Raw genomic sequence first — 21087 nt, forward strand, 5'->3', positions numbered from 1 at the left:
ACTACCCGACGCGCCCCGGGCGGGTCCCGGGTTTTCCCAAGGCTGTCCCGGCGAATGTCTCACAGTGCGGTCCGGCCGCTGGATGACCGCCGGGACCCCGTAATGTTGAGGCGTGACCGTGAACGCTGAAATCCACGCCGGTGGCAACACCTGGCGCTCCCTGCCCGCGGCGCAGCAGCCTGACTGGCCGGACCAAGAGGCTCTGCGCGATGTGATCGCCGACCTCGAGTCCTATCCGCCCCTCGTCTTCGCGGGCGAGTGCGACCAGCTGCGCCAGCGCCTGGGAGCCGTCGCCCGTGGTGAGGCGTTCCTGCTCCAGGGCGGCGACTGCGCGGAGGCCTTCGACGCCGTCGGTGCCGACCAGATCCGCAACAAGCTCAAGACGCTGCTGCAGATGGGTGCGGTGCTCACCTACGCCGGGTCCGTGCCCGTGGTGAAGGTCGGCCGCATCGCCGGCCAGTACAGCAAGCCGCGCTCGAAGCCGACCGAGACCCGCGACGGCGTGACCCTGCCGACCTACCGCGGCGACTCCGTCAACGGCTTCGCCTTCACCCCCGAGGCCCGTACCCCGGACCCGCAGCGGCTGAAGCGCATGTACCAGGCCTCGGCGTCCACGCTGAACCTGGTGCGGGCGTTCACCACCGGCGGTTACGCGGACCTGCGCCAGGTGCACGCCTGGAACCAGGACTTCGTGAAGTCCTCGCCGTCCGGGCAGCGCTACGAGCAGCTGGCCCGTGAGATCGACCGGGCGATGAGCTTCATGAACGCCTGCGGGGTGGACCCGGAGGAGTTCAAGACCGTCGAGTTCTTCGCCTCGCACGAGGCGCTGGTCCTCGACTACGAGTCCGCGCTGACCCGTGTCGACTCGCGCACCGGCCACCTGTACGACGTCTCGGGCCACATGGTCTGGATCGGCGAGCGCACCCGGCAGCTGGACGGGGCGCACATCGAGTTCGCCTCGAAGATCCGCAACCCGATCGGGGTGAAGCTCGGGCCGTCGACGACGCCCGAGGACGCCCTGACCCTGATCGAGCGGCTCGACCCGGACCGCGAGCCGGGCCGGCTGACGTTCATCACCCGCATGGGCGCGGACAAGATCCGCGACAAGCTCCCGACGCTGGTGGAGAAGGTCACGGCGTCCGGTGCGCAGGTGGTCTGGGTCTCCGACCCGATGCACGGCAACACCTTCGAGGCGGCCTCGGGCCACAAGACCCGCCGCTTCGACGACGTGCTGGACGAGGTCAAGGGCTTCTTCGAGGTCCACAAGGGCCTCGGCACCCACCCGGGCGGCATCCACGTCGAGCTGACCGGTGACGACGTCACCGAGTGCGTGGGCGGCGGTGACGAGATCTTCGTCGATGACCTGCACCAGCGCTACGAGACGGCGTGCGACCCCCGCCTCAACCGCAGCCAGTCCCTGGACCTGGCCTTCCTGGTCGCCGAGATGTACCGCGACCAGTAGGAACCGCAGGTGACGACCGTGGGGCCCGGATCTGTGATCCGGGCCCCACGGCGTTGTCTTTCGGCCGCCGGGCCGGGTAAGGTAAGGGTAACCTTATTGATCAACCCGGCCCCCCCGGCGACGCAAGGCGGTGACCGCGTGTACGTCTGCTCGTGCTTCGGCATCACGGAGCAGCAGGTGCGTCAGCACGCGGACAAGGGGGCGTGCACGCCCCGGCAGATCGCCTCCGCCTGCAAGGCCGGCACCGACTGCGGTGGCTGTGTGCGCCGGATCCAGGCGCTGCTCGGGCGTGGCGCGTGCCCGCGCCGTGAGCTGGCCGAGCAGGGGGAGAGCGACGTGCTGGCCCCCGACGTGGCGTTCATGCCGGCGTCCGCGGCCGCGAAGGAGCGGGCCGCCGCCTAGCCGTCGCGGCCGGTCAGTCGCTCCCGCCGTTCTCCTGCTCGATGAACTGGGCGAGGTAGAGCGGCTCGCCGAGTTTCTCGATCAGCTCCAGCTGCGTGTCGAGATAGTCGATGTGGTCCTCCTCGTCCGCGAGGATCGACTCGAAGATGTTGGCCGAGGTGATGTCGCCCTTGGCCCGCATGACCTCCACGCCGCGCCTGAGGCGGTCGATGGCCTCGACCTCCACCTGCCGGTCGGCCATGAACATCTCGGTGGCCGTCTGGCCGATCCGGACGTGGAAGAGCCGCTGATAGTTCGGCAGCCCCTCCAGGAAGATGATCCGGTCGGTCAGGATCTCCGCGTGCTTCATCTCGTCGAACGACTCCGCACGCGTGTGCGAGGCGATCTTCGTCCAGCCGTGGTGCTCCTGCAGCTTCGCGTGCAGGAAGTACTGATTGATGGCCGTCAACTCGGCCGTCAGCTGCTCATTCAGGAACTCGATGACCTCGGGGTCGCCCTGCATCGCAGAGTGCTCCTTCCTGGGGGCACCGCCCACGGCCGTTCAGGCCTGTGGGGGAGGATGACTTGCAGGTTGCGCGCATCCTCGCACCGCCCCGGGGAGCCGTCCAGTAAGTACACACTTAGTGGGAGTTGCCCCGATGTGTCGCGCCGGGCCGGTGACCCGGCCGTCCCCTGGTCATCAGCACCCCCCGTGGTCTGACACCATTGAGCCATGGGGCCCTCGAAGAACACCGAAAGCCGCAAAGGGGAGCTCTTGCCTCCGGGGCAGCGGCTCCAGCGCGGATGGCCGGTGACGCACTACGGCCCGGTCCCGAAGTTCAAGCCGGACCGCTGGGAGTTCCGTGTCTTCGGTTCGACCGCCGACGGGAACAAGCACTGCTGGACGCACGACGAGTTCGCCGCGCTGCCCTACACGACGGTGGTGGCGGATCTGCACTGCGTCACGAAGTACAGCATGCTCGGCGCCGAGTGGGGTGGGGTTTCGGCCCGTACGATCCTCGAACTGGCCCCGCCCGCACCCGAGGTCACGCATGTGATGGTGTGGGCCGAGTACGGCTTCAGCTCGAATCTGCGGCTCGCCGACTTCACCGCCGGGAAGACCATGTTCGCCACCCACAAGGACGGTGAACTCCTCACCGCCGAGCACGGCTTCCCCGTCCGGCTGGTCGTGCCGCACCTCTACGCCTGGAAGGGCCCCAAATGGGTGCGCGGCGTGGAGTACATGACCGCCGACCGGCGCGGCTTCTGGGAAGAGCGCGGCTACCACAACATCGGCGACCCCTGGCGCGAACAGCGCTACTCCTACCAGGAGAAGCCGGGCGAGGGCCCCGAGCTGTAGCCCCGGCGGGCCCCCGTACGGCTGCTCCGGTCAGCCGTCCCGCAGGGCCTTCAGCCGCGCGACGTCGGCGGCGTGTCCTTCCTTGCCGCCGGGCGTCTCGATCGTCAGCGGCACCCCCTCGGTCGCCGGGTGCGTGAACAGCTCCGCGAAGGGCTCGGCGCCGATGTGACCGGAACCGATGTTCTCGTGCCGGTCCTTGTGCGCGCCGACGACGTCCTTGGAGTCATTGGCGTGAATGAGCCCCAGCCGCCCCACACCGGCCACGTCGACCAGCTCGTCGAGCACCGGCTTCATCCCGCCCGGCCCGGCCAGGTCGTGCCCGGCGGCGAAGAGGTGGCAGGTGTCCAGGCAGACCCCGAGCTTCGGGTGGTGCTCCAGAGCGTCGAAGTACGGCCCGAGGTCGGCCGCCAGTGAGCACAGCGAGGCGCCCTGACCCGCCGTCGGCTCCAGCAGCAGCCGCGGGTCGTCGTCGTGGGTGAGCTCCTCCAGCAGGGGCAGCAGCCGCTCGTGCACCTGGGCCAGGGCCTCGCGGCGGGGCCGGCCGCCGGTGGCGGAGCCGGTGTGGACGACGACGCCGCGCGCGCCGATCTCCCGCCCCCGGCGCAGCGAGTGCCGCAGTGACTCCACCGACTTCTCGACGGTGGCCTCGGTGTGGGAGCCGAAATTGATCAGGTAGGGGGCGTGCACGAAGACGGGCAGCGACTCCCGCGCGCAGGCGGCGCGGAACTCCTCGTCCTGCCGTGCGCTGCCGGCCGGGGTCGCCCAGCCGCGCGGGTTGGCGACGAAGACCTGGACGGCCTCGGCGCCCATCTCCCGGGCATACGGCAGGCCGGTCCTGGCGAGGCCGCCCGCCACGGGGATGTGGCCGCCGACGGGGTTGCGCAGCCGGCCGGGAAGGATGTCGTTCATGCTCACGGTGGTCAGAATCCGCTCTTCAGCCGGATGACGACGGTGTCGCCCTTGGCGGCCTGCTCGCCGCCCCGCACGGACTGGCTGTCGACCGAGTCCTTGGGGAAGAGGAACGGCCGGTCCACCTTCACCTGGAAGCCCGCGGCCGTCAGGGCCCTCCTGGCCTCCGCCTCGCTCCTGCCGGTGACATCCGGGACGGCGACCATCTCCTTGCCCTTGGAGACGGTCACGGTGACGGTGTCACCCTCGGCGGCCCGCGAGCCCTTGCCGGGGGACTGCTCGGCCACGGTGCCCTTGTCCCGGGGGGAGTAGACCTCGGTGTCGGAGACCTTGACCTGGAAGCCGGCGCCGCGCAGGGCGGTGGTGGCGTCGGCGACGGACAGGCCGGCGACGTCGGGGACGCTGCGCGGCCTGCCCTTGCTGACGACGAGGGCCACCGCCGAGTCGGGCCGCAGCTGCGTACCGGGCCGGGGGTCCGTGGAGAGCACCGCGTCCTTGGGGGTCTCGTCGCTGAACTGCCGGCCGACGTCGCCGACGGTCAGCCCCTGGCCCTCGATCTTCCGCTTGGCGTCGTCGAAGGGCATGCCCGCGACATTGGGCACCTCGGCCCGCTGCGGCCCGCGCGAGATGGTGATCGTCACCTTGCCGGTGTTGCGGATGCGCTCGCCCGGCTTCGGGTCGGTGGAGATGATGTGGCCGCGCTCGACGGTGTCGCTGAACGCCTGCCGGGTCTTCATCCCGAGCCCGGCCTTGTCCAGCTCCTCGGCCGCCTTGTTCTCGGTCATGTCCAGGACGGCCGGCACGGAGGTGAACTGGCCGGAGTTGACGTACCACACGCCCGTGCCCGCCAGCACCGCCAGCAGGGCGGCGGCCACCACGAGGATCCAGCGGCGCCGCAGCGGCCATCCGGTCCGCCGCGGGTCCTGCGGCGTATGGGCCGGGGGCACCGGGTGCTGGGGCGCAGCCGGGTGCTCCAGGCGCGCGGTGCGGTGGAGCAGGTCGTCCTCGGCCCGCGGAGGCAGGGGCTGCGCCGTCACCGGGCGCGGGATCACGCTCGTCCGCTCCTCGGAGCCGGCCCCGTCCGCGCCCGCCGCGGCCGCCGCCGTCGGGGGCACCGCGTCCAGCTGCCCGGCGGACAGGGCCGCACGCGCCTGGCGGACCTCGCCCAGCAGGGCGACCGCGTCGTCCGGGCGCAGCCGGGGGTCGCGGGCGGCGGCGGCGGCCACCAGGGCGTCCAGCTCCGGCGCGAGCCCGGGGACGGCCGCCGACGGCGGCGGCACGTCCTCGTGAAGGTGCTGGTAGAGGACCTGGGCCGGGGTGCCGCCGGAGTGCGGCTTGGCGCCGGTGAGCATCTCGTAGAGCACCACGCCACAGGCGTAGACGTCCGCGCGCGGGTCGGCCGTGCCGTGCTCGATCTGCTCGGGGGCCAGGTAGGAGACCGTGCCCAGGACGGACCCGGTGCTGGTCGTGGTGTTGGTGTCCACCGCCCGCACGAGCCCGAAGTCGGCGACCTTGACGCGGCCGTCGTCGCCGATGAGGACGTTCTCCGGCTTCATGTCGCGGTGCACCAGCCCCGCCAGGTGCGCGGCGCCCAGGGCGGCCAGCACCGGCTCCAGGACGTCGAGCGCGGCGCGCGGCTGCAGGGCCCCGCGCTCGCGCAGCACGTCACGCAGGGTGCACCCGGCGACGTACTCCATGGCCAGGTAGACGTACCGGCCGTCGGTGCCCTGGTCGAAGACGCTCACCACGTTGGGGTGGTCGAGCCGGGCGACGGACTTGGCCTCGCGGATGAAACGGTCCACGAAGGCCGCGTCGGCGGCGAGCGAGGGGTGCATCACCTTCAGGGCGAGCACCCGGTCGAGCCGGGTGTCCACGGCTCGGTAGACCGTGGCCATGCCGCCCACGGCCACCCGCGCCTCGACGCGGTAGCGGCCGTCGAGCAGGTGATCGACAAGGGGGTCCGGCAGGGTCGTATCCACGGCATAGGAGTTTACGAGCCATGACCGGCACCCCGTACGCGATGGGCCTCGCTCACGCTTTCTGAAGCCGAACAGTGACAGGAGGGCCGGTCAGAAAGCCGGACGTTCCGGGTCCAGCACCGCCATGCCGGCCACCGGGGACGAGGCCTCGGCGAAGTGACGGCGCGGAATCCGGCCCGCCCGGTGGGCCAGCCGGCCCGCCTCCACCGCGTGCCGCATGGCCTCCGCCATCATTACCGGCTCCTGCGCGCGCGTCACGGCCGAGGCGAGCATCACCGCCGCACAGCCCAGCTCCATGGCCAGCGCGGCGTCGGAGGCGGTGCCCGCGCCCGCGTCCAGGATCACCGGCACGCCCGCGCGCTCGGTGATCAGCTGGAAGTTGTGCGGATTGCGGATGCCCAGGCCGGAGCCGATCGGCGCGCCCAGCGGCATGATCGCGGCGCAGCCGACGTCCTCCAGCTTGCGGGCCAGGACCGGGTCGTCGTTGGTGTACGGCAGCACGGTGAAGCCGTCGTCCACCAGGATCTCGGCCGCGTCCAGCAGCTCGATCGGGTCGGGCAGCAGGGTGCGCTCGTCGGCGATCACTTCGAGCTTGACCCAGTCCGTGCCGAGCGCCTCCCTGGCCAGCCGGGCGGTGAGGACCGCCTCGCCGGCGGTGAAGCAGCCCGCCGTGTTCGGCAGCACCCGGATGCCGTGCTTCTCCAGGACGGAGAGCACCGAGCCGCGCACGGTGGCGTCCAGGCGGCGCATGGCGACCGTCGTCAGCTCGGTGCCGGAGGCGACGAGGGCGCGTTCGAGGACGTCGAGGCTGGGGGCGCCGCCCGTGCCCATGATCAGCCGGGAGGTGAAGGAAGCGTCCGCGACGGTGAGCAGATCGTCTGCCATCTGTGCTGATCAGCCCCCCTGCACCGCGGTGAGGACCTCGACGCGGTCGCCGCCGCCGAGCGTGGTGACGTGCCACTGGCCCCGCGGGACCACGGCCTCGTTGACGGCGGCGGCGACGCCGCTGTGCGCGCTGGTGAGCGTCAAGACGAGTCCGCCGAGAGTCGTCCCCGCGGGGACGACGCGGTGCTCTCCGTTGACGCTGATGCCGATGGTGTGGGTGGTGACTTCGCTGCCGGTCATGCGGGCTGCTCCTGGGATGGGGGTACCTCCCATGCCGTTGAGGCCATGGGGGAGGGGGTGAAGCGTCGGGGGGAGAACGGGCGGGCCTCTTCGGGCAGCCGTCCGGTGGTGAGCACCTCGGCCATCACGTCTCCGGTGACGGGCGCGAGCAGCACACCGTTGCGGTGGTGCCCGGTGGCCACGAGCAGCCCGGGCAGGCCGGTCGGCCCGAGCAGCGGGGCGTTGTCCGGGGAGCCGGGGCGCAGCCCGGCGAGGGTCTCCACCAGCGGCAGCTCGGTGATGCCGGGCACCAGCTCGTGGGCGTCGCGCAGCAGCTCGTAGACGCCGCCCGCCGTCACGGTGGTGTCCCAGCCGAGCTCCTCGCTCGTCGCGCCGACGACCAGCTCGCCGTTCTCGCGCGGCACCAGGTACACCGGGGTGCCGCGGACGACCGCCCGTACGGTCCGGGACAGGAAGGGCCGGTAGGCGTCCGGGACGCGCAGCCGCAGGATCTGGCCCTTGACCGGGCGGACCGGAGGCAGAACGTCCGCCGGGAGCCCCTCGACGCGGCCGCTGAGGCTGCCCGCCGCCAGCACGGTCTGCCCGGCGGCGACGCGGGTGCCGTCCGCCAGCTCGGCGCCGACGGCCCGGCCCGCGGCGAGCACGGCCCGCGCCGCCCGCGTCCGGTGGAAGACCACCCCGGCCCGCTCACAGGCCGTCAGCAGGGCCCCCGCCAGCCGCCGGGGATCGGTCTGGTGGTCGCCGTCCACACGCAGCCCGCCGCCCACGCCGGGCGCGAGCATCGGTTCCAGGCGGCGGCACTCGCGCCCCGACAGCCACTGCGAATCCAGACCGGACCGCTGCTGCAGGGCGTGCAGCTCCCGCAGGTGCGCCCGGTCGTCGGCGTCGAGGGCGACGGCGAGCGTGCCGCAGGCGCGGTAGCCGGTGTCCTGGCCGCTGACCTCCTCCAGCTCGGCCGTGAACGCCGGGTAGCGCCGCGCCGAGGCGAGGTTGAGGGCGAGCAGCGTCTGCTCGCCGTAGTGCAGCTCGGTCACGGCGGCCAGCATCCCGGCGGCCACGTGTGCCGCGCCACCGCCGGGCGCCGGGTCGGCGACGGCGGTGCGCAGGCCCCGCTGGGCGGCGCGCCAGGCCGTGACCAGGCCGATGACGCCACCGCCGATGACGAGGACGTCGCAGGAATGATGCGCGGCAGTGCGATGCGCGTGCATGGGCGTCCAGCCCCTCCCTTCGCCGGCATGACCCGGATCAGGTTCGTACGGTCGGAGGCCGTCCAGCCTCCCTCTCAGCCCGGTGCGTCCGGGCTCCCGCGAGTGCGTGCAGCGGCCACCCTAGTACGCGCCGAGGACCGGCCGTAAGGGTGGCCGCGCCGCGCCTGCGGCAGGACGGGCGGCGCGGTCGCGGGCGCGGACCCGGCCGGGACGTCCGGGCGGCGGACGGCCGGACACGGTGACGCTGTGTCAGAGATCTCGGCACGCGGTGCTCGGGCGGACGCGGACCGCCGCCCTAGAGTTGACCGGGTGAGCGAGCAGACGAACACCTTCAGTGACCGGCGCGTCGTCGTCATCGTCGGCGCGGGCGTGGCCGGGGTGCAGACCGCGGTCGCCCTGCGGGAGCAGGGCTGGGACGGCGCGATCACCCTGCTGGGCGCCGAGCCCCACCAGCCCTACGACCGGCCGCCCCTGTCCAAGGCCGTCCTGCTCGGCCGGGCGGAGGGCTCCGCCTTCGAGGTCGACTTCGACTCGCTCGGCATCGACCTGCGGCTCGGCCTGGAGGCCACCGGGCTGCGGGCCGCCGACCACGTGCTGGAGACCCGGAGCGGCCCCGTGCCCTACGACGTCCTGGTCATCGCCACCGGCGCCGAACCCATTGCCCTGCCCGGCAGCGAGGACGTGCCGGGCGTCCATGTGCTGCGCACCGTGGACGACGCCGAACGACTGCGCCCGGTCCTGACCCGGCAGCGCGACGTCGTCGCCGTCGGGGCCGGCTGGATCGGCGCGGAGTTCGCGACGGCCGCGCGCGAGGCCGGCTGCCGGGTGACCGTCGTCGAGGCCGCGGACCGGCCGCTGGCGGGCGCCATGCCCGACGAGGTCGCCGCCCACATGGCCGACTGGTACGCCGAGAGCGGAGCGCGGCTGCTCACCGGCGCGCGCGTGGCCGCGGTGGAGGAGGGCGCGGTCGTCCTGGCCGACGGCACGCGCCTGCCCGCGGACGCGGTGGTCGTCGGCATCGGGGCGCGGCCCGCGACGGGCTGGCTGGCCGGCTCGGGCATCGAGCTCGCGGCGGACGGGTCCGTCGCCGCCGACGACCGGCTGCGCACCTGCCTGCCGGACGTCTACGCGGTCGGCGACTGCGCCTCCTTCCCCTCGGCCCGCTACGGGGAGCGGCTGCTGGTGCACCACTGGGACAACGCCCTGCAGGGGCCGCGGACCGTCGCCGAGAACATCGTCCACGGTGCGGGCGGCCCGGTGTACGACCCGGTGCCCTACTTCTGGTCCGAGCAGTTCGGGCGCTTCGTGCAGTACGCGGGCCACCACGCGGCCGCCGACGAGCTCCTGTGGCGCGGCGACCCCTCCACGGCGGCCTGGGCGGTGTGCTGGCTGCGCGCGGGCGTCCTGGTGGCCCTGCTGGCGGTGGGGCGCCCGCGCGACCTGGCCCAGGGGCGCAAGCTCATCGAGAAGGGCGCCGCCCTGGACCGCGCCACGGCTGCCGACGCCTCCGTTCCGTTGAAGTCCGCCGTGCTCTGAGCGCCCGGTGGAGTGACGTCCGCGGGGGTTCCGGGCCCGGCTCGGGTCAACCCGGCTACCGGCTGTCAGTCGCGGATGGCAGGCTTGTCCCGTGACCGAGATTGACGCAAAGATCGATGCTCTCGTCCCCGCCTGGCTCAACCTCCCCGATATCGCAGAGAATCTCGGTATCGAGGTGACGCGCGTCCGGCAGCTGATCAAGGAAGGCCAGCTGATCGCGGTGCGCCGTGGCGAGAACCGAGTGCTCATGGTGCCCGCCGACTTCATCGGCGACGGCAAGGTCGTCAAGGGCCTGGCCGGGACCTTGACGCTGCTGCGGGACGACGGCTTCAGCGACGAGGAAATGCTGGAGTGGCTCTTCACCCCCGACCCCACCCTCCCCGGCACCCCCGCGCAGGCGCTGCGCGAGAATCGCGGCACGGAGGTGAAGCGCCGCGCCCAGGCGCTCGCCGTCTGACCGAGATCCACTGAAACCGTCCGGCGTACGGGCCGGGGGCGCCGAAGGGGCGCCCCCGGCCCGTACGCCGCCGACCCGGGGGAGAGACCCGATGCCTGCCACCGCGCGCGAGCACCTCGCCGACGCCCGGCTGTACCTGTGCACCGACGCGCGCAGGCGCCAGGGCGACCTGCCGCAGTTCCTGGACGCGGTCCTCGCCTCCGGCGTCGACATCATCCAGCTGCGCGACAAGGGCATGGAGGCGGGGGAGGAGCTGGAGCACCTCGCTGTCTTCGCCGACGCCGCCCGCCGCCACGGCAGGCTCCTGGCGGTCAACGACCGCGCGGACGTCGCGCACGCCGCCGGTTCCGGCGTGCTGCACCTGGGCCAGGGCGACCTGCCGGTGCCGGCCGCCCGGGCGATCCTCGGCGAAGAGGTGCTGATCGGCCGCTCCACGCACGCGGAGGCCGAGGTGGCCGCCGCCGTCGCCGAGCCCGGCGTGGACTATTTCTGCACCGGCCCCTGCTGGCCGACCCCGACCAAACCCGGCCGCCACGCCCCCGGGCTGTCCCTGGTGCGCTACGCCGCGTCCCTGCGGCCCGAACGGCCGTGGTTCGCGATCGGCGGGATCGACGAGGGCAATCTGGACGAGGTCCTGGACGCGGGCGCGCGACGCGTCGTGGTGGTACGGGCCATCACCGAGGCGGACGACCCGGGCGAGGCCACGGCACGGCTCGCCGCGCGGATCCGCGCCCACGTGGGACCGTCGCCGTCCGAGGCGTGAGACAGGCGCTGGACAGCAGCCGGGCGAAAAGGGCATATCGCCGATCCGGCTTGGGGGTGCCCGAGCCCGCTGGTTAACTTGCCGGTATGGCCCTTGGCACTGCCTCCACCAGGACGGACCACGCTCACACCGTGCGTGACCTGCTTGCCTCCGGCGAGCGCTCGTATTCGTTCGAGTTCGCCGCCCCCAGGACGGAGAAGGGTGAACGGACGCTGTGGAACGCCATCCGGCGCATCGAAGCCGTCGGTCCCACCTTCGTCTCGGTGACCTACGGCGCCGGCGGGTCCTCCCGTGAGGGCACCGTGCGGGCGACCGAGCGGATCGCGACCGACACCACCCTGACCCCCGTCGCCCACCTGACCGCGGTCAACCACTCCGTTGCCGAACTGCGCAACATCATCGGCCAGTACGCCGACGTCGGCATCCGCAACATGCTCGCGCTGCGCGGCGACCCGCCCGGCGACCCCTTGGCCGAGTGGGTGCGGCACCCCGAGGGCGTGCGCTACGCGGCCGACCTGGTCCGGCTCATCAAGGAGTCGGGTGATTTCTGCGTGGGCGTGGCCGCCTTCCCCGAGATGCACCCCCGCTCCACGGACTGGGAGACGGATATCGGGCACTTCGTCGACAAATGCCGGGCGGGCGCGGACTTCGCGATCACCCAGATGTTCTTTTACCCCGAGGATTACCTCCGGCTGCGTGACCGGGTTGCGGCGGCAGGTTGTGACACTCCGATCATTCCGGAAATCATGCCGGTCACCAACGTGCGACAAATTGAACGATTCGCACAGCTCAGCAACGCGGCGTTCCCCCCGGACCTGGCGGAGAGGATCCTCGCGGTGAAGGATGACGCGGCGGCTGTACGCTCAATCGGGATCGAGTACGCGACGGAGCTGTGTGCCCGGTTGATGGCCGAGGAGATTCCCGGGTTGCACTTCATTACCCTGAACCACTCCACGGCCACGTTGGAGATCTACGAGAATCTGGGACTGCACCAGCGGTCCTGACGGCCGGCCGGCGACGGCGGCCGGACGAGAGGGGCGCTAATGGGCTGGACGGTCCTCTACATCGCGTTCGGGGTCGTCGCGCTCTGGCTGCTCGGCGAGGTGCTGCTGCAGTACAAGGCGCGGCTGCGCTGGCGGCTTCTCGCCTTCGTCGGCTTCCTCGGCGTGGTCGCGGGCGTGGTCATCCCCTCCGTGGCCGTCATCGTGGTGGGTGCTGTCGCCTTCGCGGTGGGCCAGAGCTTCGTGACGCTCTCCTTCCGCCGAGGCTTCTCCCGGGGCTGGGCCCTCCGCCGCACCGACGAGACCGAGGCAGTGGCCCCCAGGAGCCGCGCCGCGGGCCGGAGCAGCGGAAAGGCCGGTGCCGCCGCGGGCCGGAGCAGCGGAAAGGCCGGTGCCGGGCGCCGCCGCAAGGCCGAGCGCCCCGCGTCCCCGCCGCCGCCCCCGGTCCCCGACACCACGCTCCCGGCCTCCGGTCCCGACGCGGTCCCGGCCGTCCCCGCCGCGGACAGCGGTATCCCGGACCTCGTGCCCAACGTGCCCCAGCAGCCCACCGCCGAACACCCCCCGGCCGCGGGCTACGACACCTCCGGCTACGCCACGGGCCCGTACGAGACGTACGGCGGCGGGCAGAGCACGCAGACCGCCGGAGCGCCCGCCCAGGGCGGCTACGCCGGCCAGTTCGACTACGGCCAGGGGCAGCAGTACGCCTCCTACTCCGACCCCTACATCGGCAACCGGCCCCCGTCCTACGAGCAGTACGACGGCTACGGCCAGCAGCAGCCCTACCCGCAGCAGCAGTACGGCGCGGGGACCTACCCCGCCGAGGCGTACGCGCCCCCGCAGTACGACATCGACACCCCGCCCGGCGGCGTCTGGGTGCCGCAGCAGCGGGACGACGAGCTCCCGGCCATGCCGGACGCACAGCCCGAGGCCCAGCCCGGACAGCAGCCGCCCTACCCGCCGCAGCAACTGCCCGGCTACAGCTACGACGAGCAGGGTTACCGCTACTGACGTACGCCGGCGCCCTTACTGCGAGCCGCGCCAGTCGGCCCCGTCGACGATCAGGCCGGCCACCAGGGCGCCCGACATCCCGGCGTGGGCCAGCCCCCCGCCGGGATGGGCGAAACCGCCCACGCGGTAGAGCCCGGGCAGCCGGGTGGCGTTGCCGGGACGTAGGAACGCGCCCCGGCCGCCGGCCAGTACGGGCGCGGGCACCCCGCCTCCCTCGGCACCGGTGGCCGCCTCCGCGTCGGCCGGGGTGCGCACCTCCCGCCACAGCAGCCGCTCCCGCAGCCGCGGTACGGCCGCCTCGGCGGCCCGGACCAGCCGGTCCGCGAACTCGCCGGCCGTCCGCTCCTCGCGCCAGTCGACCCGCCCCTGCGGCGCGACCGTGGCGGTGAGCGTCACGGCCTCGTGAGCGCCGTCCGGGCGCGTCCCGGGGTCGTCCGGTCGCAGCACCGTCACCGTCGGCCGGTACGGCCCGGCGCCGGACGGACCCGGGCCGAAGACCGCATCCAACTCCGCGCCGCGGTCGCCGCCGTGAACGACCGTGCGGTGCACCGTGCCCTCGGGCCGGGCCCCGCCGAGCGCCAGGAACACACTGAACCTGCCGGGCGGCACAGGCGCCACAGGTGCCCGGGAAGGTCCGTCCGCGCCCGGCGCGATCGCCTCCAGGAGCCCGGGCGGGATCCCCGCCACCACCGTGTCCGCCTCGGCCACGCTCCCGTCGGCCAGCCGCAGCCCGGCCGCGCGGCCTTCCTTCTCCACGAGGCCGGCCACCTCGGCACCGAAGAAGAACTCCACCCGCCGTGCCAGGCACCGCTCGTACAGCGCGTCCGCCAGCCCCCGCATGCCGCCGCTCACGTACCAACTGCCGAAGGTCTGCTCCATGTACGGCAGCACCGTGGCGCTGCCGGGGGCGCTGCGCGGGTCGAGCCCGTAGGCCAGGGCGTGGCTCTCCAGCAGGGACACCAGAGATGCGTCCTTCAACTCCCGCTCGGCGACGGACGCCAGCGTCACCGGGGCCCCGCGCCGGAACAGCCCGCGCCTGCGCACCGCCGGGTAGGGGTCGCGCCCCAGGGCCTCGGCGCGCTCGGCGCGCAGCGGCTCCTCCAGCAGCGGGCGCCGCGTGGCGTCCCACACCTCGCGCGCCCGGTTGACCAGCTCGCTCCACCGCTCGCCCGCACCCGCGCCGAGCGCGCCGTCCAGGGCGGCCACGACCCCGGCCCGTGAGGCGTTGGGCAGGCAGAAGTCCGTGCCGTCCGTGAAGAGGTGCCGGCTCGCCGGGTCGATCTGGGAGAGCCCCAGGCTCTGCTCCAGCGACTCCTTGCCGGTCTTGACGAACAGGTCGCGGTAGACGGCGGGCAGATGCAGGAGCCCCGGCCCCGTGTCGAAGACGAAGCCGTCCCGCGCGAGCCGGCCGACGCCACCGCCGTACGTCTGTGCGCGCTCGTACACCGCCACCCGGTGGCCCGCGACGGCCAGCCGTGCAGCGGCTGCCATCGCGCCCATCCCGGCGCCGATCACCGCAATCCGTGCCATGCGCCTGACTTTATCCGCCGCCACTGACAGCCCCGCTCCCGGCGCCCGGTGCCGGGCACCCACGTCTGAGTACACGTACTCAGAAGCCGAGATGAGTAGCTGCGCGGATGGGACGGCACCGGCCGGCGAGGGAGAGTGGTGCCCACGGAAGGGACGCCGGTGTCCGCACCGCCGACACGGGGCGGCGGATCGGTGCGGCGGCCCTGCCGTGACCGGGGGGCACGGGGGCTCCACGGGGGGCTCGGGGAGTTCGGGGGAACGCTGTTCCGGTGTGGGCCGAGGGGGATCGGTCCGCACCGGAACGGCGACCGTGCGCCCGCGGGCTAGCGGCCGGAGCCGCTCACCCGCCCCTGCAACAGCCGTGAAAGCGCCGAGTGCACCTCGTCGATCGACCGCTCCGGCTGGAACGACTGCCAGTCCAGCGCCGCGACGAGCACCATCCCGAACAGCGCGGACGCCGTCAGCGGAACATCGATCTCCTCGCTCAGCTCCCCGGACGTCACCGCATCCCGCAGGACGCACTCGATCACGGCGATCGCCTTCTGCCGCACCTGCATCAGCGTCGACTGCCAGGCCCGGTTGGTGCGCCACAGTTCCGCCACGTACAGCTGCGTGAGCGCGGGGTAGCGCGTGATGAAGTCAAGGCCCGCCCGGATCATCGCGTCGAGGGCGTCGACGCGGCTGCCCCCGCGGTCGGCCGTCTCGTCCGCGGCGGCCTGCAGAGAGGCCGTCAGCAGCTCGATGCCGTGCCGCAGCAGCTCCTCGAAGAGCACGGTCTTGCTGGCGAAGTTGTAGTAGACCGTGCCCTTGGCCACTCCGGCCCGCTCGGCGATCTCGTCCACTGTGGTGGAGGAGAATCCCTGCTCGGCGATGAGAGTGACCGCCGCCTCGAAGAGCTTCCGCCGTGTGTTCTGGCGACGTGTACTGCTGCTGTCCATGAGAGTGATTCTCCCTGTACTCGCTGTGCCCACGCTCACAGAGTCAGCTCCGCGTGCAGACGGTCCACCGACCAGACCTGTTTGCTCCGCGCAGACCAGGCGGTGAGCGCGAGCGCACCGGCCGTGAACGCGGTCAGCACCCCGCAGGCCCGCCACACGGGCGCGAGCCCGCCGCCCGTGATCAGGTGGCGCAGCCCCTCGACGACGTAACTCATCGGCAGGAACGGGTGAACGGTGTTGAAGAACCCGGGGCTGGTCTGCACCGGATAGGTGCCGCCCGCCGAGGTCAGCTGGAGCATCAGCAGCGCCAGGACGAGGATGCGGCCCGCCGGTCCGAAGCGGGCGTTCAGCCATTGCACGATCGCGGCGAAGCAGGCGGTGACGAGGACCAGGAAGCCGGCCGTGCCCGCCGCACGCACCATCTGCAGGCCCAGCGCCCAGTGCAGTACGGCCAGCAGCGTGCCGGCCTGCAGTATCCCGACGGCGACGACCGGCAGCCAGCCGGCGACGGCGATCCGCCACGCGGGGGCGCCGGCGGCCAGGGCCCGCCGGCTGAGGGGCTGGATCAGCATGTAGGCGACCATGGCCCCCACCCACAGGGACAGCGGGATGAAGTACGGGGCGAAGCCCGTCCCGTAGTCGGGCGCCTTGTGCATCGCCCGGGAGGCCAGCCTGACCGGATCGGCCATCACTTCGGTACGGGCGTCCCGGTCCTTCTTGCCGTAGTCGGGGATTGCGGCGACGCCGTCGTGCAGCCCGCCGGCGAGCTCGGCCGAGCCGTCGGACAGCTTGAAGATGCCGCCCTGGAGTGTGCCGGCGCCCTCGCGCAGCTTCCCGATCCCGCCCTCGAGACCGGTGGCCCCCGCCTTGGCGGTCCCCAGGCCACTGCGCAGCTGTCCGGCGCCGTCGTGCAGCCGGCCGGCACCGTCGGCGACCTTTTGGGCGCCGTCGTTGAGGGCGTTGACCTTGCCGAGCGCTCCGTCGATGTCCCGGGCCAGGTCCGGGGCAGCGTCGGCGAGCCGCTGCGCGTAGCTGCGCAGGGTCTCGAGCCGGCCGGGGAGCCGGTCCAGTTCACCGTTGTCGTTGCGGACGAGTGCGTCGAGCCTCGCGGCGCCGGCGGCCGACTGCCCGGCGGCGAAGACGGCCTTCTTCAGGGCCGGGCAGTAATCGGCGGGACGCTGCGCGCACTGGTCGTCGTACGCCTTGGCGAGCGCGGCCGCGCTCTTGCGGCTGCCTTCCGCGAGCACCGCCGTGGTGGCGGGGGACGGGAGATCGCCCAGGTGCTCGCGGAGGGTCTTCGCCTCATCGGCGACGACACGGGCGGCCCTGCCGATCTCCTGGGCGTGCTCCTTGACGAAGGCGCCTTCGCGGCCGGCCACGCCGTTCACCTTGTCGGCCAGCTGCTGGGTGCCGGCCGCGACCTTCCGCGCGCCCGTGGCCAGTTCCTGCGACTTCTCGTCCAGGGCTCCGGCGCCGGTGTGCAGCTTGTCCACGCCGGCCTCCAGGTCGCCACTGCCCTTCTCGGCCCGCGTCAGGCCGTCCTTGAGGTCACCGGCCCCCTTCTTCGCCTCGCCGATGCCCTCGCCCAGCCGGTCGGCGCCGTCCGCCGCCTTCGCAGTCTTGTCGTGGAGGCCGGAGAAGGAGACGAAGATCTTGTCGTAGAACGAGCGCGAGGTCTTGCGGGAGGCGGTCGCGCGGACCTCGGAGAAGACGGTGCGGGAGATCTGGCCGACGATGTAGTTGTTGGCGTCGTTCGTACGGACCTGCAGCGCGCCCGTCGTGGGGGTGCTGCCGGAGCTGGAGGCGACCCGGTCGCTGAAGTCGGCCGGAATGGTCAGCGACAGGTAGTACCTCCCCTTCTCGATACCTTTGCGGGCCTCAGTGGCGCTCGTCTCGTGCCAGTCGAAGGACTTGCTGCCGCGCAGGCCCTCGGCGATCGTGTCGCCCGCCGTCAGCTTCTCGCCGTCCACAGTGGTGCCCCGGTCGGCGTTGACCAGCGCCACGGGCACCTTGTCGAGCCGCCCGTACGGGTCCCAGAAGGACCACAGGTACAGGGCGCCGTACAGCAGCGGCAGCAGCAGAAGCGCGACCAGGGCGGCGCGGGGCAGCCTGCCCCTGCCGAAGCGCTTGAGCTCAAGCGCGGCCAGTTCCGGCGAGCGCATCCGTCGCTCCCTTCCTGCCGCGGGGGGCCGGTTTCCGGGTGGCTGTTCCTTCAGCGGCCGCTTCGGGCGGGGTCGTTCCGTGCGGCGGGGGCTCCTGTGCGGCCTCCTTCCGTCCGGCCGCCGGTGCGGTCGGCACGACGACCGCACCGGCGGGGGCGTCGCTGCAGACGGCGAGCACGGTCGTGCCGGCCCCGGCGAGCGAGCGCAACAGTGCCCAGGCCCGTTCGCGTTCCGCGTCGGAGAGCTTGAGGCCGGTGTCGTCCACGGCGATCAGCCGCGGACCGCCGATGAGTGCGAGGGCCAGCGACAGCCGCAAGGCCTCGAGCCGCCCCAGCTCCCGCACGGCCGTGGCCGCGCCCTTGGGCAGGGCGGCGGCATCGAGCCCGGCGGCCGCGAGGGCGGCGCCGGCGTGGGCCCGGGCGGCGGCGCGCTCGGTGCGGGGGCGCAGCAGGGCGAGCGGCCGGGCACCGAACCGGCGCTGCAGCAGCGCGCGTTCCCGCAGGTGCTCGGCGACGGTCAGGGAGGCGTCGAGTTCGGCGACGCCCGGGACGTGGGCCAGCGCGCTCGCCCGCCGGACGGCCGCCATCCTCCTGGGCAGCGGCATGTCGCCGATCTCCGCCCGGCCGGCGGTCGCACGCATACGTCCGGTGAGCGTGAGCAGCAGACTGGTACGGCCGGAGCCGGAAGGGCCCTCGATGGCGACGAGCGAGCCGGGCGGGGCGGCGATGTCCACATCGCGGAACGCCCAGCCGCGCGGCCCCTTCACACCGAGGCCCTCGGCCCTGATCGCGGCTCCGTGCGGGGTGCTGTCCACGAGACCTCCAACGATCTTGCACTGACCGGTCAGTTCAAAAAGTATGGCGCGCCAGGCCCCCCATCCGTCAACCCCGCCCGGCCGCAAGGCCGTTCGCGCAGGTCAGGTCGATTGTCAGTGGTGTGCCCCACGATGGGCACATACGGCGGCTCCGTCACCGTGCGGACCGCCGCCCCGACGAAGGAGGTTCGTCATGGCCGGCAGCGCGCGCGACATCCACCCTTCCTCCACCCCACCATCGAGGGCATGGGAGGTGCCGCCGCCGCGCCGCACCGCGGCCCCGCCCGCCGCCCTCGATCTGCTCGCCCAGGCCCGGCAGGGCCTGACGGAGGCCGCCGCGCTCGACGCGCCGCACGAGCGGTACGCCACCGCGCACCTCGCCGCCCTGCGCACCGCCGCCGCCGTGCTCGCCGCCCGGGCCCGCCCCGGGACGACCGGCCGTGGGCGCCGCCGCATCCGCAGCGCCTGGGACGTCCTGCCGGAGGCGGCCCCCGAACTGGCAGGCTGGAGCGCCCTGTTCGCCTCGGGCGCGGAGCGCCGGGCGCGGGCCGAGGCGGGCATACGGTCCGCCGCGAGCCCGGGGGACGCCGACGACCTGCTGCGGGACGCGGGCACGTTCCTGCGCCTGGTCGAGCGGATGCCGTCGCTCCAGCCGGGGCTGCCCCGGCAGCCGTTGGCCGGGTACGGCCGGGCAGGCTGATCCGGCGCGCGGGCCGCGCGGCCGGGGGTGCGGGGTGCGCGGCCGGGGATGCGGGGTGCCGTGGCGGTGCCCATTAGGCTGGAGGCCGCCGACGGCAGCCGCCCGCCGGTCATCCGCCGCCGCCGAGGAGCCAGCCGCCGTGTCAGACCCCCTGCGCCCCCGGGCGTCCCTCCGTACCGCCGTGGTCTGGGAGGTCCTGCGGGACGCCCTCGACCGCAGGGTCAAGGCCGCCGGCCAGGAGTCCCTGGAGGTTCTCGACACCGGTGGCGGCTCGGGCAAGTTCGCCGTGCCGCTCGCCCGGCTCGGTCACCGGGTCACCGTCGTCGACCCCAGCCCCAACGCGCTGTTCGCGCTGGAGCGCCGGGCCGCCGAGGCCGGGGTCGCCGACCTCGTCCGCGGCGTCCAGGGCGACGCGCACGGCCTGTTCGACGTCGTCGAGCGCGGCGGCTACGACCTGGTGCTGTGCCACGGCGTGCTGGAGTACATGGACGACCCGGCCGAAGGTGTCCGCAACGCCGCCGCCGCGCTCCGCCCGGCCGGCACCCTCAGCCTGCTGGCCGCCGGGCTCGGCGGCGCCGTGCTCGCCCGCGCCCTCGCCGGGCACTTCACCGAGGCCCGCCAGGCCCTCACCGACCCCGCCGGGCACTGGGGCGCCGGCGACCCGGTCACCCGCCGGTTCACCGCCGACCAGCTCTCGGAGCTCGTCGCGGAGGCCGGCCTGGAGGTCTCCGCGGTGCAGGGCGTGCGCATTTTCGCCGACTTGGTGCCCGGTGTCCTCGTCGACGCCGAGCCCGGCGCCCTCGACGCGCTCCTCCGGCTGGAGGCCGCGGCGGCCGAGCTGCCGGCCTTCCACTCGGTGGCCACTCAGCTGCACGTGCTCGCCGAGCGCGGCTGATTCCGCGCATCGGACGCAGGCCACCCGGTCAGCCCGTTCGCCCCGTATGATCGGGGGACACCGTCCGGCATGGCGGATCGGCGAGCAGGGAATGTACGTCCCGACGGCATCGATCGCCACACCGGGGCCGGTGGCCGAATTGGCGCAGAGGGGCGGGTTTCACGGGGGCGATTCCCTGCCTATCCTGAAAGGGTCGCACCCGGTCGCCCCCCGCGACCGACGAGTAGGAGGACTCCGTGCCGCTCTCGGAGCACGAGCAGCGCATGCTCGAGCAGATGGAGCGAGCGCTGTACGCCGAAGATCCCAAGTTCGCGACAGCGCTCGAGGGCAGCGGCCTGCGTACGTACACCCGGCGACGGGTCTACCAGGCGGTCGCCGGTTTTCTGGTGGGCATCGCGCTCCTCATGGCCGGAATGGTCGCCCAGCGGATCTGGATCAGCGTTGCGGGTTTTCTCGTCATGCTGGGCTGCGCCGTGCTCGCGGTGACGGGATGGCGCAAGGCGCCGAGGCCGGGCGCCCAGCGAGGTCCCGCCCCGGCGGGAATGCCCCGGCGGTCGGTCGGCCGTCGTCGCGGCATGATGGACCGGATCGAGCAGCGGTGGCAGCGGCGCCGTGACGAACAGGGCCACTGAGCCCAGCGACCCTTGTTTTTTGTGTGCCCCAGGGGGCCAGGACTTCTCGTCCTGGCCCCCTGGGCGTATGCCCGTCCTGGTCTGCGGCGCGGGCGTGGAGGCTTCTTCCCCTCCCCGCCCCTTCCCGCTTCTTGTCCTCAAGCGCCGGACGGGCTGGTTAGTGCGGTTCGTGCGGTGTCCTGAAGCGCCGGACGGGCTGGTTGGTGCGGTTGGTGCGGGTGTCC

Annotated in this window: 21 protein-coding genes and 1 riboswitch; of the genes, 11 read left to right on the forward strand and 10 right to left on the reverse strand. The window is 73.2% G+C overall.

The window, feature by feature from the left end; genetic code table 11:
- The first annotated feature begins 112 nt into the window (after positions 1 to 112).
- The gene (locus tag AB0F13_RS15775) at positions 113 to 1462 is read left to right on the forward strand and encodes a class II 3-deoxy-7-phosphoheptulonate synthase (protein ID WP_362081283.1); all 1350 of its coding nucleotides are present in this window, start codon (positions 113 to 115) and stop codon (positions 1460 to 1462) included.
- Between the two features lie 138 nt (positions 1463 to 1600).
- On the forward strand, positions 1601 to 1864 hold the full coding sequence (locus tag AB0F13_RS15780; protein WP_362081286.1) for a (2Fe-2S)-binding protein: 264 nt from the start codon (positions 1601 to 1603) through the stop codon (positions 1862 to 1864).
- A gap of 13 nt (positions 1865 to 1877) precedes the next feature.
- Here the strand turns inward: AB0F13_RS15780 and bfr are convergent, their stop codons facing one another.
- Complete coding sequence (bfr, locus tag AB0F13_RS15785; RefSeq protein WP_362081289.1) at positions 1878 to 2366, reverse strand: bacterioferritin; 489 nt, start codon at positions 2364 to 2366, stop codon at positions 1878 to 1880.
- A gap of 210 nt (positions 2367 to 2576) precedes the next feature.
- Here bfr and AB0F13_RS15790 point away from each other — a divergent pair, with 210 nt between their 5' ends.
- On the forward strand, positions 2577 to 3203 hold the full coding sequence (locus AB0F13_RS15790; RefSeq protein ID WP_362081292.1) for a sulfite oxidase-like oxidoreductase: 627 nt from the start codon (positions 2577 to 2579) through the stop codon (positions 3201 to 3203).
- Between the two features lie 30 nt (positions 3204 to 3233).
- Here the strand turns inward: AB0F13_RS15790 and AB0F13_RS15795 are convergent, their stop codons facing one another.
- The 5 genes from AB0F13_RS15795 to thiO form a co-directional block, all read right to left on the reverse strand.
- Positions 3234 to 4112 (reverse strand): deoxyribonuclease IV, encoded by an 879-nt coding sequence (locus tag AB0F13_RS15795; RefSeq protein ID WP_362081295.1) that lies wholly within the window; start codon positions 4110 to 4112, stop codon positions 3234 to 3236.
- Positions 4113 to 4123: 11 nt separating this feature from the next.
- On the reverse strand, positions 4124 to 6091 hold the full coding sequence (pknB, locus tag AB0F13_RS15800; protein WP_362081298.1) for a Stk1 family PASTA domain-containing Ser/Thr kinase: 1968 nt from the start codon (positions 6089 to 6091) through the stop codon (positions 4124 to 4126).
- A gap of 90 nt (positions 6092 to 6181) precedes the next feature.
- The gene (locus tag AB0F13_RS15805) at positions 6182 to 6976 is read right to left on the reverse strand and encodes a thiazole synthase (RefSeq protein WP_362081300.1); all 795 of its coding nucleotides are present in this window, start codon (positions 6974 to 6976) and stop codon (positions 6182 to 6184) included.
- Positions 6977 to 6985: 9 nt separating this feature from the next.
- Positions 6986 to 7216, reverse strand: coding sequence for a sulfur carrier protein ThiS (gene thiS, locus AB0F13_RS15810; protein WP_362081303.1), 231 nt, complete (start codon positions 7214 to 7216; stop codon positions 6986 to 6988).
- On the reverse strand, positions 7213 to 8424 hold the full coding sequence (gene thiO, locus AB0F13_RS15815) for a glycine oxidase ThiO (protein WP_362081306.1): 1212 nt from the start codon (positions 8422 to 8424) through the stop codon (positions 7213 to 7215). Before thiO ends, thiS begins: the two co-directional genes overlap by 4 nt.
- Positions 8422 to 8534, reverse strand: a riboswitch (TPP riboswitch). (Overlaps the previous gene by 3 nt.)
- Positions 8535 to 8733: 199 nt before the next feature.
- Between thiO and AB0F13_RS15820 the strand changes: the two genes are divergently transcribed.
- The 5 genes from AB0F13_RS15820 to AB0F13_RS15840 all read left to right on the forward strand — a co-directional run bounded on the left by AB0F13_RS15820 (position 8734) and on the right by AB0F13_RS15840 (position 13192).
- Positions 8734 to 9960, forward strand: a complete 1227-nt coding sequence (locus AB0F13_RS15820) for an FAD-dependent oxidoreductase (protein WP_362081309.1) — start codon at positions 8734 to 8736, stop codon at positions 9958 to 9960.
- 91 nt (positions 9961 to 10051) lie between these two features.
- Positions 10052 to 10417 (forward strand): Rv2175c family DNA-binding protein, encoded by a 366-nt coding sequence (locus AB0F13_RS15825; protein WP_362081312.1) that lies wholly within the window; start codon positions 10052 to 10054, stop codon positions 10415 to 10417.
- Positions 10418 to 10508: 91 nt separating this feature from the next.
- Positions 10509 to 11180, forward strand: coding sequence for a thiamine phosphate synthase (gene thiE / locus AB0F13_RS15830; protein WP_362081315.1), 672 nt, complete (start codon positions 10509 to 10511; stop codon positions 11178 to 11180).
- A gap of 86 nt (positions 11181 to 11266) precedes the next feature.
- Positions 11267 to 12184, forward strand: a complete 918-nt coding sequence (gene metF / locus AB0F13_RS15835; RefSeq protein WP_362081318.1) for a methylenetetrahydrofolate reductase [NAD(P)H] — start codon at positions 11267 to 11269, stop codon at positions 12182 to 12184.
- A 39-nt stretch (positions 12185 to 12223) separates the two neighbouring features.
- Positions 12224 to 13192 carry a hypothetical protein gene (locus tag AB0F13_RS15840; protein ID WP_362081321.1) on the forward strand — a complete coding sequence of 323 codons (969 nt, stop codon included), beginning with the start codon at positions 12224 to 12226 and terminating at the stop codon, positions 13190 to 13192.
- A 15-nt stretch (positions 13193 to 13207) separates the two neighbouring features.
- On the opposite strand, the gene AB0F13_RS15845 is transcribed toward AB0F13_RS15840, so the two are convergent.
- The 4 genes from AB0F13_RS15845 to AB0F13_RS15860 form a co-directional block, all read right to left on the reverse strand.
- Positions 13208 to 14722 carry an NAD(P)/FAD-dependent oxidoreductase gene (locus tag AB0F13_RS15845; RefSeq protein WP_362081324.1) on the reverse strand — a complete coding sequence of 505 codons (1515 nt, stop codon included), beginning with the start codon at positions 14720 to 14722 and terminating at the stop codon, positions 13208 to 13210.
- 323 nt (positions 14723 to 15045) lie between these two features.
- Positions 15046 to 15660, reverse strand: a complete 615-nt coding sequence (locus tag AB0F13_RS15850; protein ID WP_362081327.1) for a TetR/AcrR family transcriptional regulator — start codon at positions 15658 to 15660, stop codon at positions 15046 to 15048.
- 35 nt (positions 15661 to 15695) lie between these two features.
- The gene (locus tag AB0F13_RS15855; protein WP_362081330.1) at positions 15696 to 17822 is read right to left on the reverse strand and encodes a YhgE/Pip domain-containing protein; all 2127 of its coding nucleotides are present in this window, start codon (positions 17820 to 17822) and stop codon (positions 15696 to 15698) included.
- Positions 17794 to 18636, reverse strand: coding sequence for an ATP-binding cassette domain-containing protein (locus AB0F13_RS15860; protein ID WP_362081333.1), 843 nt, complete (start codon positions 18634 to 18636; stop codon positions 17794 to 17796). Before AB0F13_RS15860 ends, AB0F13_RS15855 begins: the two co-directional genes overlap by 29 nt.
- Positions 18637 to 18829: 193 nt before the next feature.
- Here AB0F13_RS15860 and AB0F13_RS15865 point away from each other — a divergent pair, with 193 nt between their 5' ends.
- From AB0F13_RS15865 to AB0F13_RS15875, 3 genes are all read left to right on the forward strand, one after another.
- A complete protein-coding gene (locus AB0F13_RS15865) occupies positions 18830 to 19336 on the forward strand; it encodes an SAV_6107 family HEPN domain-containing protein (protein ID WP_362081336.1) in 507 nt (168 codons plus the stop codon).
- A 139-nt stretch (positions 19337 to 19475) separates the two neighbouring features.
- Positions 19476 to 20231 (forward strand): methyltransferase domain-containing protein, encoded by a 756-nt coding sequence (locus AB0F13_RS15870; protein WP_362081339.1) that lies wholly within the window; start codon positions 19476 to 19478, stop codon positions 20229 to 20231.
- 236 nt (positions 20232 to 20467) lie between these two features.
- The gene (locus AB0F13_RS15875; protein WP_362081342.1) at positions 20468 to 20863 is read left to right on the forward strand and encodes a DUF3040 domain-containing protein; all 396 of its coding nucleotides are present in this window, start codon (positions 20468 to 20470) and stop codon (positions 20861 to 20863) included.
- Positions 20864 to 21087: the final 224 nt, after the last annotated feature.

Origin of the sequence: Streptomyces sp. NPDC026206, assembly GCF_040638465.1 — a bacterium.
In the GTDB taxonomy this organism is placed as follows: Bacteria; Actinomycetota; Actinomycetes; order Streptomycetales; family Streptomycetaceae; genus Streptomyces.

Excerpts from the sequence above, each read along its gene's own strand:
- bfr (WP_362081289.1), bottom strand. The coding sequence starts at position 2,366 with ATGCAGGGCGACCCCGAGGTCATCGAGTTCCTGAATGAGCAGCTGACG.
- AB0F13_RS15790 (WP_362081292.1), top strand. The coding sequence starts at position 2,577 with ATGGGGCCCTCGAAGAACACCGAAAGCCGCAAAGGGGAGCTCTTGCCT.
- AB0F13_RS15795 (WP_362081295.1), bottom strand. The coding sequence starts at position 4,112 with ATGAACGACATCCTTCCCGGCCGGCTGCGCAACCCCGTCGGCGGCCAC.
- AB0F13_RS15805 (WP_362081300.1), bottom strand. The coding sequence starts at position 6,976 with ATGGCAGACGATCTGCTCACCGTCGCGGACGCTTCCTTCACCTCCCGG.
- thiS (WP_362081303.1), bottom strand. The coding sequence starts at position 7,216 with ATGACCGGCAGCGAAGTCACCACCCACACCATCGGCATCAGCGTCAAC.
- thiO (WP_362081306.1), bottom strand. The coding sequence starts at position 8,424 with ATGCACGCGCATCGCACTGCCGCGCATCATTCCTGCGACGTCCTCGTC.
- thiE (WP_362081315.1), top strand. The coding sequence starts at position 10,509 with ATGCCTGCCACCGCGCGCGAGCACCTCGCCGACGCCCGGCTGTACCTG.
- metF (WP_362081318.1), top strand. The coding sequence starts at position 11,267 with ATGGCCCTTGGCACTGCCTCCACCAGGACGGACCACGCTCACACCGTG.
- AB0F13_RS15840 (WP_362081321.1), top strand. The coding sequence starts at position 12,224 with ATGGGCTGGACGGTCCTCTACATCGCGTTCGGGGTCGTCGCGCTCTGG.
- AB0F13_RS15845 (WP_362081324.1), bottom strand. The coding sequence starts at position 14,722 with ATGGCACGGATTGCGGTGATCGGCGCCGGGATGGGCGCGATGGCAGCC.
- AB0F13_RS15850 (WP_362081327.1), bottom strand. The coding sequence starts at position 15,660 with ATGGACAGCAGCAGTACACGTCGCCAGAACACACGGCGGAAGCTCTTC.
- AB0F13_RS15855 (WP_362081330.1), bottom strand. The coding sequence starts at position 17,822 with ATGCGCTCGCCGGAACTGGCCGCGCTTGAGCTCAAGCGCTTCGGCAGG.
- AB0F13_RS15865 (WP_362081336.1), top strand. The coding sequence starts at position 18,830 with ATGGCCGGCAGCGCGCGCGACATCCACCCTTCCTCCACCCCACCATCG.